The sequence below is a fragment of the Pantoea sp. Pa-EAmG genome (assembly GCF_030024295.1).
GTDB classification, from domain to species: domain Bacteria; phylum Pseudomonadota; class Gammaproteobacteria; order Enterobacterales; family Enterobacteriaceae; genus Pantoea; species Pantoea dispersa.
Genome location: NZ_JASEWO010000037.1, coordinates 1 through 12,206, shown reverse-complemented (window position 1 = coordinate 12,206; position 12,206 = coordinate 1). Strand labels below are relative to the sequence as shown.

Genomic DNA, 12,206 nt, shown 5'->3' with positions numbered 1-12,206 from the left:
CTTCAGCATGAACGAGAACGAAAACAAAGGGTTCTGGTACGCCGACTGGTCTTTCCCGCTGTTTGTCGGCCTGCTCTCCTCCGGCGTATTCGCCGGGACGCACATGTACTACCTGTACGGCATCGGTGCTTTTAACGAAGTGGCATTCGTTTCGATGCTGCGCTCCGGCATGGAAACCGGCGTGTACGGCGCGGTGGCGGCGTTTGGTGCCAGCTTCCTGTTTGCGCGCATCATTGAAGGCTCGCTGGTAGGGATTCTGGATATCGGCGGCGCGATTCAGACCGGCGTCGGCCTCGGTGTGCCAGCGCTGCTGCTGGGAGCCGGTATCGTGTTTCCGGTGGCGAACTTTGCCGCCTCGCTGGCAACCGGGCTGGTGATTGGCGTGGCGATTGGCTACGTGATTATCCTCGCGCGTAAATTCACCATCAACCAGAGCGATTCCACCTACGGCGCGGACGTAATGATGGGCGCCGGGAATGCCTCCGGTCGCTTCCTTGGTCCACTGATTATTCTGTCTGCTATGGCGGCGTCGATTCCGATCGGCCTCGGTTCGCTGGTCGGTGCACTGCTGTTTTACCTGTGGAACAAGCCGATTACCGGCGGCGCAATTCTCGGTGCCATGGTGCTCGGCGCTATCTTCCCGGTTTCGCTGTAAGCGCGAAATGGCTGCACAATCCCGTAGCGGCGCGATTTATCGCGCAATAAATTGCGCCGCTACGGCATGTGCGCTCTGTAAATGGGGGTTTTATGTTTGATCTGATTCTGCGCCGCGCGCGTCTGTGTGATGAACAGCTGGTGGATATCGCGATTCACGCCGGCAAAATCGCGGCGGTCGGTAAGGTGGACGGCGCAGCGCAACAGGAGCGCGATCTCGGCGGCCGCTACTACGTCAGCGCCGGCTGGATTGACAGCCACGTACACTGCTATCCCAAATCACCGATTTACCACGACGAAGCCGACGCGATTGGCGTGGCGCAGGGCGTCACCACCGTGGTGGATGCGGGCAGCACCGGTGCCGATCACATCGACGACTTTTATCAGCTGACGCGCAGCGCGAAGACCGAAGTGCGCGCGCTGATCAACATCTCGCGCACCGGCATCGTCACGCAGAACGAGCTGGCCGATATGGCGCAGATCGATGGCGAAGCGGTGGTGCTGGCGGTACAGCGTCGCCCGGACTTTATTGTCGGCCTGAAGGCACGCATGAGCAGTAGCGTGGTCGGCGACAACGGCATTCAGCCGCTGGTGCGCGCCAAAGCCATTCAGCAGGCGGCGGGCAATCTGCCGCTGATGGTGCACATCGGTAACAACCCGCCGGTGCTGGAAGAGATCGCCGCGCTGCTCACTTCCGGCGACATCATCACCCACTGCTTCAACGGCAAGCCGAACCGCATTCTGTCACCGCAGGGCGAGCTGAAAGCGGCGGTTAAGCAGGCGATCGCGCGCGGCGTGAAGCTGGATATCGGCCACGGCAGCGCCAGCTTCAGTTTTGCGGTGGCGCGCGAGGCGATTGCCCAGGGCATTCTGCCGGACACCATCAGCTCCGATATCTATTGTCGCAACCGCATCAACGGCCCGGTACACAGCCTGGCGCACGTGATGTCGAAATTTTTCTCCATCGGCATGACGCTGCCGCAGGTGATCGCCTGCGTCACCGTTAATGCCGCAGCGGGTCTGCGTCTGGCCGATAAAGGTCATCTGACCGCCGGTTATGACGCCGATCTGACCATTTTTACCGTCAAAGAGGAAGCCCGCCCGTTCGTCGATGCTGAAGGCGAACGGGTCACGGGTGAGCAACATTTGCTGCCGCTGGCCGTGGTGATCGCGGGCCAGTGGCATCTGACTGAGGAAGGGAAAGCGCATCATGTCTTCGATTTATGAGAAATATGACCTGAAACAGGTGATCAACGCCTCCGGCCGTATGACCATTCTTGGCGTGTCGACGCCGTCCGCCGACGTGGTGGATACCGTCAGCTATGGCCTCAATCACTACTTTGAGATCAAAGATCTGGTTAATAAAACCGGCGCCTACATCGCGCGCCTGCTGGAGGTCGAAAACGCGGTGGTGGTGTCCTGCGCCTCGGCCGGTATTGCCCAGTGCGTGGCGGCGGTGATCGTCAAAGATAACGACTGGCTGCTGGATAACCTGCACGCCGCGCCGCTCAGCGTGCCGCACGACATCGTGGTGCCGAAAGGCCATAACGTGAACTACGGCGCGCCGGTGGGCAGCATGGTGGCGCTGGGCGGCGGACGCCTTATTGAGGCCGGCTACAGCAATGAGTGCTCGCCAGAACAGCTGGCGGCGGCCATCACGCCGACCACCGCGGCGCTGCTGTACGTCAAGTCGCATCACTGTGTGCAGAAAAGCCATCTCAGCGTCGAACAGGCGGCAGTAGTCGCGCGCAAACACGGTATTCCGCTGATTGTCGATGCGGCGGCCGAAGAGGATTTGCAGTGCTATTACCAGATGGGCGCCGACCTGGTGATCTACAGCGGTGCCAAAGCGATTGAAGGGCCAACCAGCGGCCTTGTGATTGGCCGCAGCCAGTACGTCGAGTGGGTGAAACGCCAGAGCAACGGCATTGGCCGCGCGATGAAAGTCGGCAAAGAGGGCATTCTCGGTCTGACTCAGGCGATTGAAAACTACCTGCTGCAGAGCAAAACCAGCGGTGCCGACATGGTGGCGAAGATGACGCCCTTTATCGATAACCTCAATACGCTGAACGGCGTCAGCGCGCGCGTGGTGTGGGATGCGGCCGGTCGTGACATCGCCCGCGCTGAGATCAAATTTGATGAAGCGGTGACGGGCTGGCCGACCGGCGAGCTGGTGCAGGCGCTGAAAAACGGCGACATCGCCATCTATTTCCGCGGCTATAAAGCCAACGAAGGCATTATCGAAGCGGATGTGCGCAGCGTCAGCGCGGAACAGCTGCACATCATCTTTAGCCGCATCCAGGCGCTGCTCAGCGGAGGAAAACGCGCATGAATCTCAACCCCAATTTCTATCAGGGCCGTCTGTGCCTCAACGTGCTGGCCGGTTCAAAGCAGAATGCGCAGGCGATCTGGCAGGCGGCAGAAGGGCATGTGCTGGTCGGCGTTCTGTCGAAAAACTACGCCTCGAATGAGGCCGCGATTGCCGATATGCGCGAGTACGCGGCGCTGATTGATAATGCGCTGTCGGTCGGGCTGGGTGCGGGCGACCCGAATCAGTCGGCGATGGTCAGTGAAATCTCGGCGGAACTGCAGCCGCAGCACGTTAATCAGGTCTTTACCGGCGTGGCCACCAGCCGCGCGCTGCTCGGACAGCCACACACTATCGTGAACGGTCTGGTTTCACCAACCGGCACGCCGGGCAAGGTGAAAATCTCCACCGGTCCGCGCAGTTCGCAGGCGGCGGACGGTATTGTGCCGATCGCCACGGCGATCGCCATGCTGCAGGATATGGGCGGCAGTTCGGTGAAGTATTTCCCGATGGGCGGCCTGAAAGCGGTGGAGGAGTATCGCGCGGTGGCGGACGCCTGTGCGCGCCATGATTTCTGGCTGGAACCGACCGGCGGTATCGATCTCAATAATTTCGAAGAGATCGTGCGGATTGCTCTGGAGGCCGGGGTCAGTAAAGTCATCCCGCACGTTTACAGCTCGATTATTGATAGCGCCAGCGGCGACACGCGCATTGACGATGTGCGTCAGCTTCTGGCAACGTGCAAGAAACTGCTGTAACAAATGAGTAACAGGTGAGGCTCCGTGAGATTTCCCAATCAGCGTTTAGCTCAACTCTTCGCGGCGCTGCAAAGCGAAACGCTGCCACAGGATGAGCTGGCGCGGCGTTTTTCCGTTTCAACGCGCACGGTGCGCACCGACATCACCGCGCTCAATGCGCTGCTGGAACAGCACGGCGCTCAGTTCGTGCTGGCGCGCGGCGCGGGCTATCAGCTAAAAATCGACGACGCGGTGCGCTTCGGCCGCCTGCAGCAGGAGAGTGCGGCACCGCTGCGGGTGCCGCGCACCTCGCAGGATCGGGTGCGCTATTTGCTGAGCCGCTTTCTCACCGCCGCGTATTCGCTCAAGCTGGAAGATCTGTCGGAAGAGTGGTTCGTCAGCCGCGCCACGCTGCAGAGCGATATGGCGGAAGTGCGCGAGTGGCTGGGCCGCTATCATCTCAACATCGAAACCAAGCCGCGCTACGGTATGAAACTGTTTGGCAGCGAGGCGGCGATTCGCACCTGCCTGACCGATCTGCTGTGGCAAATCGACCAGCAGACGCCGGACAGCCCGCTGCTGACGGTCGAGGCGCTGCACAGCGGCATGCTGGCGCAGCTGCAGCCGCTGCTGGCGCAGTGCTTCACGCAGCATGCCATCCGGCTGAGCGATGAAGGCGAGCGCTATCTGCTGATTTACTGCGCGGTGGCGGTGCGCCGCATCAGCGAAGGCTTCCCGCTCAGCGATCCCGGCGCGGAGGATGTCGGCGAGGAGATACGCGAGGCGGCGCACGATCTGGTTAATCTGATGCGCCCGCTGGTGGGCAAAGGCATCTCGCAGGCGGAAGAGAACTGGCTGCGCGTCAATATTGCGGCGCGGCAGATTCAGGCGCTGGCTCCCAGCACCATCAATGCGGATGACGCGGATGCGCTGGTGGATTACCTGCTTAACTACATCAACACCCATTACAACTACCGGCTGCAGCAGGATGAGCAGCTGCGCGCCGATCTGCTCACGCATATCAAAACCATGATCACCCGTGTGCGCTATCAAATTCACATTCCCAATCCGCTGCTGAGTAACATCAAACAGCACTATCCGATGGCCTACGATGTAACGCTGGCGGCCGTCACCAGCTGGGGCAAATACACGCCGTATACCATCAGCGAAAACGAAATTGGCTTTCTGGTACTGCACATCGGCGTCGGGCTGGAGCGACATTACGATGTCGGCTACCAGCGACACCCGCAGGTGTTGCTGGTCTGCGACAGCGGCAACTCCACGCTGCGCATGATCGAGGCGCTGCTGCTGCGCAAATATCCGCAGCTGGTGGTGACGGCGCGGCTGTCGCAGCGCGACTACGAAGTGCGTGCGCACATTGATGAAGATTTTGTTATTTCAACCGCGCGGCTCAGCGAGAAGAACAAGCCGGTAGTGATGATGTCGCCATTCCCTACGGAGTTTCAGCTGGAACAGCTCGGCAAGCTGGTGCTGGTGGATCGCACCCGGCCTTACATGCTGGAGAAGTACTTCGACGCGCAGCATTTCATGGTGCTCGACCGGCCAATGAGCCAGTCGGCGCTGTTCCGCCTGCTGTGCGATCGGCTCGAGGCGGAGGGCTATGTCGATGCTGATTTTTATCCTTCGGTTGAAGAGCGTGAAGCGATTGTCAGTACCATGCTGGGCGAAGGGATTGCGCTGCCACACTCGCTGGGATTACTGGCTAAAAAAACCGTGGTTTATACCGTGCTGGCACCGCACGGCGTGAGCTGGGGCGATGAGACGGCTTCGGTAATTTTTCTGCTGGCGATCAGTAAGAGCGAATATGAGGAGGCGATGGCGATTTACGATCTGTTTGTCACCTTCCTGCGCGAAAGGGCGGTGACAAGACTGCGCGACTGCGCTGATTTCGTCAGCTTTAAAGCGGTGGCGATGGATTGTCTGAGCCGGTTGTGATGGGGATGGGTGCGGTTTGTCCCTCACCCTAACCCTCTCCCGCAAGCGGGCGAGGGGACCGATCCAGCGGTGAGTGAGTTCAGGCGCTGATCCTCAGCGCCCGGTGGATTGACTGAATTCTGGCCCTCAAACCACGCCCGGACGACTCCTTCTTAGATTCCCTCTTAAAACCACGTTCGGACGGCTCCCTCTCCCGCGTGCGGGAGAGGGCTGGGGTGAGGGCGAAACGCCGCCAGCCCCCACAATCAGCCGCGTTTCGCCAGCAGTTTCGGAATCTCACGCAGGCACCAGGCTTTGGCTTCACCCATGCTATCGCGGCGCCACGCCATAATAATATCCACCTCACGGGTATACTCGGCGCTGACGACGCGCAGGCGGCCTTCGGCGATATCTTTCTCCACCATCGGATAGGGCATGGTCGCTACGCCGAGACCCGCCAGCAGCGCGCGGCGTTTATCATCCATGCTGCTGACCGTCAGACGCTGCTGTTTGTCCAGCAGCTGCACCGTCAACACCGGACGTTCGCGCGCGGTGTCCGCCACAGCGATGCCGCGATACTTAACGCGCGTGACCTCGGACAGCGGCTCGGCTTCCTGATGAATCGGGTGATCCGGACTGGCAACATACACGCTCATAATGCTGTACAGCTTGCGCGTGTTGATTTCGGTGGAGGCGCGAAAATGTAAATCCGGCGCGATCACGATGTCGGCGCGCCCCTGCTCCAGTCGCTCCCACGCGCCCGCCAGCACTTCGGTGACCAGCGAAATCTGCGTATTGGCTTTCTCGGCCAGCTTCTCTACCAGCGGGAACAGCAGCTCGGTCGGGATCAGCGCTTCGGCCACGATGGTCAGATGGGTTTCCCAGCCGCGCGCCAGCGCTTCGGCATCGGTGGTGAGTTTATCGGCGGCTTCCAGCAGCACGCGGCCGCGTTCCAGCAGCATTCGCCCGACGTTGGTGAATTTGGTGCGATGGCCGGAGCGGTCAAACAGCACCACATCCAGCTCCTCTTCCAGCTTCTGCATGGTGTAGCTCAGCGCCGATGGCACGCGTCCCAGCTCGTCGGCCGCAGCGGCGAAGCTGCCGCGACGGTCAATAGCATCCATCACACGTAAAGCTTCCAGGGTTAACGCGCGCTCTTTAGCCATGCCGACTCTCTGTCAGTAAATTTGAATATGCCAGGCAGATTAACTGGCTAACAATCCGGCGTCCAGCCTTTTACCATTGACGTATAAAGCCTGTGGTGGATTCTCACCGCAGTGCGTCGGAGGTAAAGCATGATGACAACCCGCTGCGCGTCCGCATGTGGCCAGGCCGATTTCGGTTGGTTGCAGGCGCGCTATAGCTTCTCATTTGGCCACTATTTTGATCCCCAGCTGATGGGCTACGCCTCGCTGCGCGTGCTGAATCAGGAAGTGCTGGCACCCGGTGCGGCATTTCAGCCGCGCACCTATCCGCAGGTGGATGTGCTCAACCTGGTGCTGCAGGGTGAAGCCGAATACCGCGACAGCGAAGGCAATCACCTGGTGGCGCGCGAGGGCGAAGCGATGCTGCTGTCGGCTCGCCAGGGCGTCAATTACAGCGAACACAATATCAGCAAGGATCGCCCACTGACGCGCATGCAGCTGTGGCTGGCCGCCTGTCCGGAACGGGAAAATCCGCTGCTGCAAAAACGCGCGCTGCCGCAGCAAACCCATGTACTGATTGCGTCACCGGATGGCGCGGACGGCAGTTTGCAGCTGCGCCAGCAGGTGTGGGTACATCAGGTCACGCTGGCACCGGGCGAGCAGTACAGCCTGGCGCTGCACGGACCGCGCGCCTATTTGCAGTCGATTCACGGTGCGCTTGAGGTACGGGCCAGCAGTGCGCATCAGGAGCAGCTGCGCTGTGGTGATGGGGCGTTTGTCAGTGAAGAGGCGCAGATTACGCTGCAGGCGGAAACGCCGCTGCGCGCGCTGGTGATTGATATTCCGGTATAAAAAAGGCGGCCCTGCTGGCCGCCTGTGGCATTATTTCAGAATGGTAAAGGCGGTGGTGACGTGCTTCACGCCGCTGACACGGCTGGCGATATCCGCTGCTGCCTTCGCTTCTTCCTGCGTTACCAGACCCAGCAGGAACACTTCCCCGTTCTCAGTGGTGACTTTCACGTTGGACGATTTCACCTGATCGCTGCCCAGCAGCTGCGAGCGGATTTTGGTGGTGATCCACGTATCTGATGAAGACGTGCCGAGGCTCACTTTCTGCCCGGTGCGAATCTCGTTATACACCTCTGTCGCGCCATCAACGCCCATGGCGATCTGTTTCGCCCGGCTGGCGAGATCGGCTGACGGTGCCTGACCGGTCAGCAGTACTTTGCCCTGATACGCGGTCACGACCACGCGCGCCTGATTTTTGATCTGCTCATCTTTTGCCAGCGCGTTAGTGACGCGCAGCTCCAGCGTGCCGTCATCAACCTGCGTGCCCACGGTACGTGGGTCGGTAGCGGTTTTGGTGGCGACCGCAGCGCCGCCGGCGACAACCGCCACGCAGCCCTGCAGCAGCATGGCGGTTAACAGAATGGCGATAGCGTTCAATGCTTTCATTTGAGCTCCTTCAGTCATTCCTGGTGTGGGAACAAGGTGTTATCAATCAAATCGCACAGGCAGTTCAGCGTCAGCATATGCATCTCCTGAATGCGTGCGCTGCGATGTGACGGAATGCGAATTTCCACATCGTGCGGACCCAGCAGGCCCGCCAGCTCACCGCCGTCATGGCCGGTCAGCGCGACGATAGTCATATCGCGGGTAACCGCAGCTTCCACCGCTTTAACAATATCGCGGGTGTTGCCACGGGTGGAGATGGCCAGCAGAACGTCGCCGGCCTGTCCAAGCGCACGAACCTGCTTGGCATAAATTTCGTCGTGCAGACGGTCGTTACCGATTGCCGTCAGCATCACATTGTCCGCACTCAGCGCCAGCGCCGGCAGGCTGGGACGCTCGGTCTCAAAACGGTTAATCATGCTGGCGGCAAAATGCTGGGCGTTAGCCGCCGAGGCGCCGTTACCGCAGCTGAGGATTTTGTTGCCGTTCAGCAGTGACTGCACCAGCGTCATCGCGGCGCGGGAAATCGCATCTGGCAGCGCTTCGGCTGCGGCGATTTGCGTCTGAATACTCTCGGTAAAACACGCTTTAATTCTGTCCTGCACAAGACCACCTGGTTCTATCCATCGGCATTAAAGGCATCGGGCAGCCATTCCAGCTCACGCCCGGTAATGGCAATGATGTCAAAACGGCAATTCACCGTATCAAAACTGCCGCCGCGTGCCAGCAACCACAGCGCAGCGGTACGCAGCAGCTTTTGTTGTTTCTGGCGCGTCACGCTGGCAGCCGCGCCGCCAAAACGTGCATCGCGCCGATAGCGCACTTCAACAAACACCCAGCAATCCGCGTCGCGCATAATCAGGTCGATTTCCCCGCTGCGGCAGCGCACATTGCTGGCTTCCCACTGCAGTCCGGCGCGCTCAAGGTAGCGACGCGCCTGCTGCTCCTGCTCAGCGCCGAGGCGCTGGCGGTTTACTGCACCGGAACGATTTGTCCCTGACGATACTGGTTCCATGCCAACTTCCTGTTGATCACGCAATCCGTGTCGGCGCTCAGCTTGCCGGTATTGCCATCAATGGCGAAGCCCGGTACCTGACGCATCTGGTTAAACTGGTTCGCCAGCGTCCAGGCATCAATGCCCATCGCATACAGGCGTACCAGCGAATAGTCGTTGTTGAAACTGCGCGCCGCCTGCTGCATCAGGCCCGGATTGGCACCGGACAGCAGCGGAATATCGCTGAACTGCAGGCCATCCATCTCCAGCCGGAAGTCCGGACCGGCACCGGCCTGCGCGCTGCGCGAGCTGGCATACAGGGCGATGTTATTGCGGCTGCTGGTGCGCATGGCAATCATCGGCTTGATCAGCTGCAGTTCGTCCTGAGTGGCAATAATGTAAACCGCATCAACGCTGCCGCTGCTGCTGGCGCTCTCAGGTGCAGGAGTGCTGGTCTGCGGTGCCGGAATCGTCAGACCGGCGACCGCCACGCCCTGCGGCTGGTCCGGCTGGACCGTCAGCGGCGTGCCGCTCAGTGCAATACCGGCACCGCTGTTGATGCCCTGTTTCAGCTCGCCCACGCCGCCGAAACGCTGCTGCAGCACGGTTGCGCCGCCCAGCTTCTGCCACTCCTGCGCAAACGCTTTGCCCACGCGGTCGCCATAGCTGCTGCGCGGCATCAGCAACAACGGCTGGCGTTTGCCCTGATCCCAGATATGGTGCGCGGCATCGCGCGCTTCGTCTTCAGGAGAAAGCGCAAAATAGCAAATATTCGGATGGTTCTGGATCTGCTCTGGCTCGTTGAGCGCCAGCACGTTCAGCGGTGTCTGGCTGTTGGCGACCTGTTCCACGTTATTTTTCAGCAGCGGACCAACCACCAGGGTGGCACCATCCTGCTGCGCCTGCTGCATCACCTGAGCAATCGGCTGGTTGCTGGTGTCATACACTTTCACCTGGGCGCTGCTGGCAGGCTGCGCGACGGCTGGCTGTGCGGCGGGCTGCTGCGGCTGTGCGCTGTCTGACGGCGTGATGGCCGCGGCCGACGGACTGACCACCGCGTTGGCATCGCCATTGGCTGGCGTTGCCGTGCTGGCGGGCTGTTGCGTGGAGGCGCTGGCATCGCTGCTGGCCGGTGCGGCAGGGGCTGCCGGCGCAGTCAGCACACCGTTTTTCGCATCGTTAAAGCCTTTCTGGATGGCACTGGCGAACACCTGCGCCTGACCATTAAGCGGCAGCAGCAGCGCGATTGTGCTGGTCGAGGCTTTAGTGAAGTTCTGCACCTGGCTGAGCTGGGTCGGCAGGGTTTTCGCGCCAGGGTTTTGCGGATAGCGCGTCTGCCAGTCGCTAATGGCGGCTTTCAGCATCTGGGCATCCTGGCTGTTGGCGTGCCAGGTATTCAGCAGGTCGAGCCAGCCCTGCAGCGTATTTTCGTCGGCGTTGATCACCACGCTGTTGAGCTGATCCTGGGTAAGCTGGGTCAGCGCCTGCCAGGTGGCGTCAATATTGCTCTGGTGATCGGCGCCTTTCAGCAGCGGTTCCTGAGCAATATAGGCGCGCAGCAGCGCGAGCGACGGACGATTTTGCGCAGCGGCAATCTGCAGCGCGTAGTAGCGCACCTGCTGATCCTGCGACAGATCAGCGGCTTTTATCTGTCCCAGCAGCTGCTGAGCACCGTTGAAATCCTGCTGGGCAATTTGCAGCTGGGCGCGCAGCAGCAGCAGTTCCTGCTGTTGTACGTCAGAGAGCTGCTGTGGCAGCTGACCGAGCTGATTTTGCGCCTGCGGATACTTTCCTTCCTTCAGCAGGGCACGGATGGCAAGTAATTGCCAGTCGGTCTTGCTATCATCGCTGCTTTGCTGCACCTGCTGCAGATAATAGTCAGAGCGGCCCGTGGCAGGACCCTGCACGTTTACGCTTGAGGTTTGCTGCGGTCCCTGGCCGCTACAGGCGGCCAGAATCAGGCCCGCGAGCAAAACAGGGACCAGGCGTCCTGCTTTATGACGTACGACTTTCGAAGGAAGCATACTGTATCCAGTGATGTTTTTTTCAAGATGCTCAATATTAAATCGGCAATTCGGATGAAACAATGAAACAACTCGATCGGGCAGAGATTTCTGCCAGCACGCTCTATATCGTTCCTACCCCGATCGGTAACCTGGGTGATATCACGCAGCGTGCGCTGACGGTGCTTGCGAGCGTCGATCTGGTCGCAGCGGAAGATACACGTCATACCGGGCTGTTGCTACAACATTTCGCCATCAATGCGCGACTGTTCGCACTTCACGACCATAACGAACAGCAGAAGGCCGACGTGCTGTTAGCGAAGCTGCAGGAGGGCCAGAGCATTGCGCTGGTTTCCGATGCGGGCACGCCGTTAATCAACGATCCGGGCTACCATCTGGTGCGTCGTTGCCGCGAAGCCGGGGTGCGCGTGGTGCCGTTGCCCGGTGCCTGCGCGGCGATCACAGCATTGAGCGCGGCGGGATTACCGTCCGATCGTTTCTGTTACGAAGGGTTTCTGCCGGCCAAAAGTAAAGGGCGTTGCGATGCGCTGCGTGCACTGAGTGACGAGCCGCGCACGCTGATTTTCTACGAATCGACCCATCGCGTGCTGGATACGCTACAGGATATGGTCAGCGTATGGGGCGCGGCGCGCTACGTGGTGCTGGCACGGGAGCTGACCAAAACCTGGGAGTCATTGTACGGTGCGCCGGTGGGTGAATTGCTGGCGTGGGTGCAAGCGGATGAGAATCGCCGCAAGGGCGAGATGGTGCTGATTGTCGAAGGCCATAAAGCGGATGAAGAGACGCTGCCGGCAGAGGCGCTGCGCACGCTGGCGCTGCTGCAGGCTGAGCTGCCGCTGAAAAAGGCGGCGGCGCTGACGGCGGAAATTCATGGGGTTAAGAAAAACGCCCTGTACAAGTATGCGCTGGAGCAGCAAGAGGCGTGACAAACGCGGGCGGATCGCCTATTATCCCGCG

Annotated in this window: 12 protein-coding genes; 7 read left to right on the top strand and 5 right to left on the bottom strand. The window is 60.3% G+C overall.

The window, feature by feature from the left end; all coding sequences use genetic code 11:
- The first annotated feature begins 7 nt into the window (after nt 1-7).
- The 5 genes from QMM04_RS07645 to QMM04_RS07625 all read left to right on the top strand — a co-directional run bounded on the left by QMM04_RS07645 (nt 8) and on the right by QMM04_RS07625 (nt 5,655).
- Nucleotides 8-655, top strand: a complete 648-nt coding sequence (locus QMM04_RS07645; RefSeq protein ID WP_021509724.1) for a DUF4310 family protein — start codon at nt 8-10, stop codon at nt 653-655.
- Nucleotides 656-747: 92 nt separating this feature from the next.
- Nucleotides 748-1,881: an amidohydrolase/deacetylase family metallohydrolase gene (locus tag QMM04_RS07640; protein WP_282995931.1), complete on the top strand. Its 1,134-nt coding sequence runs from the start codon at nt 748-750 to the stop codon at nt 1,879-1,881.
- Nucleotides 1,865-2,986: a DgaE family pyridoxal phosphate-dependent ammonia lyase gene (locus QMM04_RS07635; RefSeq protein ID WP_058759854.1), complete on the top strand. Its 1,122-nt coding sequence runs from the start codon at nt 1,865-1,867 to the stop codon at nt 2,984-2,986. Before QMM04_RS07640 ends, QMM04_RS07635 begins: the two co-directional genes overlap by 17 nt.
- Complete coding sequence (locus tag QMM04_RS07630) at nt 2,983-3,720, top strand: KDGP aldolase family protein (RefSeq protein ID WP_282995930.1); 738 nt, start codon at nt 2,983-2,985, stop codon at nt 3,718-3,720. Before QMM04_RS07635 ends, QMM04_RS07630 begins: the two co-directional genes overlap by 4 nt.
- Nucleotides 3,721-3,744: 24 nt before the next feature.
- Nucleotides 3,745-5,655, top strand: a complete 1,911-nt coding sequence (locus tag QMM04_RS07625; RefSeq protein WP_021509720.1) for a PRD domain-containing protein — start codon at nt 3,745-3,747, stop codon at nt 5,653-5,655.
- Nucleotides 5,656-5,900: 245 nt separating this feature from the next.
- Here QMM04_RS07625 and QMM04_RS07620 read toward each other — a convergent pair whose 3' ends face one another.
- Nucleotides 5,901-6,800, bottom strand: coding sequence for a LysR family transcriptional regulator (locus tag QMM04_RS07620; protein WP_021509719.1), 900 nt, complete (start codon nt 6,798-6,800; stop codon nt 5,901-5,903).
- Between the two features lie 129 nt (nt 6,801-6,929).
- Between QMM04_RS07620 and QMM04_RS07615 the strand changes: the two genes are divergently transcribed.
- On the top strand, nt 6,930-7,631 hold the full coding sequence (locus QMM04_RS07615; protein ID WP_031280148.1) for a pirin family protein: 702 nt from the start codon (nt 6,930-6,932) through the stop codon (nt 7,629-7,631).
- Between the two features lie 30 nt (nt 7,632-7,661).
- On the opposite strand, the gene dolP is transcribed toward QMM04_RS07615, so the two are convergent.
- The 4 genes from dolP to QMM04_RS07595 are packed head-to-tail and all read right to left on the bottom strand — an operon-like array spanning nt 7,662 to nt 11,249.
- Nucleotides 7,662-8,234: a division/outer membrane stress-associated lipid-binding lipoprotein gene (gene dolP / locus QMM04_RS07610; protein ID WP_021509717.1), complete on the bottom strand. Its 573-nt coding sequence runs from the start codon at nt 8,232-8,234 to the stop codon at nt 7,662-7,664.
- A 14-nt stretch (nt 8,235-8,248) separates the two neighbouring features.
- Nucleotides 8,249-8,836, bottom strand: a complete 588-nt coding sequence (gene diaA, locus QMM04_RS07605) for a DnaA initiator-associating protein DiaA (RefSeq protein ID WP_021509716.1) — start codon at nt 8,834-8,836, stop codon at nt 8,249-8,251.
- Nucleotides 8,837-8,850: 14 nt separating this feature from the next.
- Nucleotides 8,851-9,246: a YraN family protein gene (locus QMM04_RS07600; RefSeq protein WP_282995928.1), complete on the bottom strand. Its 396-nt coding sequence runs from the start codon at nt 9,244-9,246 to the stop codon at nt 8,851-8,853.
- Entirely contained in the window at nt 9,204-11,249 is a 2,046-nt protein-coding gene (locus QMM04_RS07595) for a penicillin-binding protein activator (protein ID WP_282995927.1), read from the bottom strand. Before QMM04_RS07595 ends, QMM04_RS07600 begins: the two co-directional genes overlap by 43 nt.
- A 62-nt stretch (nt 11,250-11,311) precedes the next feature.
- On the opposite strand from QMM04_RS07595, the gene rsmI reads away from it, so the two are divergent.
- On the top strand, nt 11,312-12,175 hold the full coding sequence (rsmI, locus tag QMM04_RS07590) for a 16S rRNA (cytidine(1402)-2'-O)-methyltransferase (protein ID WP_058759850.1): 864 nt from the start codon (nt 11,312-11,314) through the stop codon (nt 12,173-12,175).
- Nucleotides 12,176-12,206 lie beyond the last annotated feature (31 nt).

Bases quoted from the DNA above. Each gene is read 5' to 3' on its own strand.
- QMM04_RS07640 (WP_282995931.1), top strand. From the start codon at position 748: ATGTTTGATCTGATTCTGCGCCGCGCGCGTCTGTGTGATGAACAGCTG.
- QMM04_RS07645 (WP_021509724.1), top strand. From the start codon at position 8: ATGAACGAGAACGAAAACAAAGGGTTCTGGTACGCCGACTGGTCTTTC.
- QMM04_RS07635 (WP_058759854.1), top strand. From the start codon at position 1,865: ATGTCTTCGATTTATGAGAAATATGACCTGAAACAGGTGATCAACGCC.
- QMM04_RS07630 (WP_282995930.1), top strand. From the start codon at position 2,983: ATGAATCTCAACCCCAATTTCTATCAGGGCCGTCTGTGCCTCAACGTG.
- rsmI (WP_058759850.1), top strand. From the start codon at position 11,312: ATGAAACAACTCGATCGGGCAGAGATTTCTGCCAGCACGCTCTATATC.
- dolP (WP_021509717.1), bottom strand. From the start codon at position 8,234: ATGAAAGCATTGAACGCTATCGCCATTCTGTTAACCGCCATGCTGCTG.
- QMM04_RS07595 (WP_282995927.1), bottom strand. From the start codon at position 11,249: ATGCTTCCTTCGAAAGTCGTACGTCATAAAGCAGGACGCCTGGTCCCT.
- QMM04_RS07620 (WP_021509719.1), bottom strand. From the start codon at position 6,800: ATGGCTAAAGAGCGCGCGTTAACCCTGGAAGCTTTACGTGTGATGGAT.
- QMM04_RS07600 (WP_282995928.1), bottom strand. From the start codon at position 9,246: ATGGAACCAGTATCGTCAGGGACAAATCGTTCCGGTGCAGTAAACCGC.
- QMM04_RS07615 (WP_031280148.1), top strand. From the start codon at position 6,930: ATGATGACAACCCGCTGCGCGTCCGCATGTGGCCAGGCCGATTTCGGT.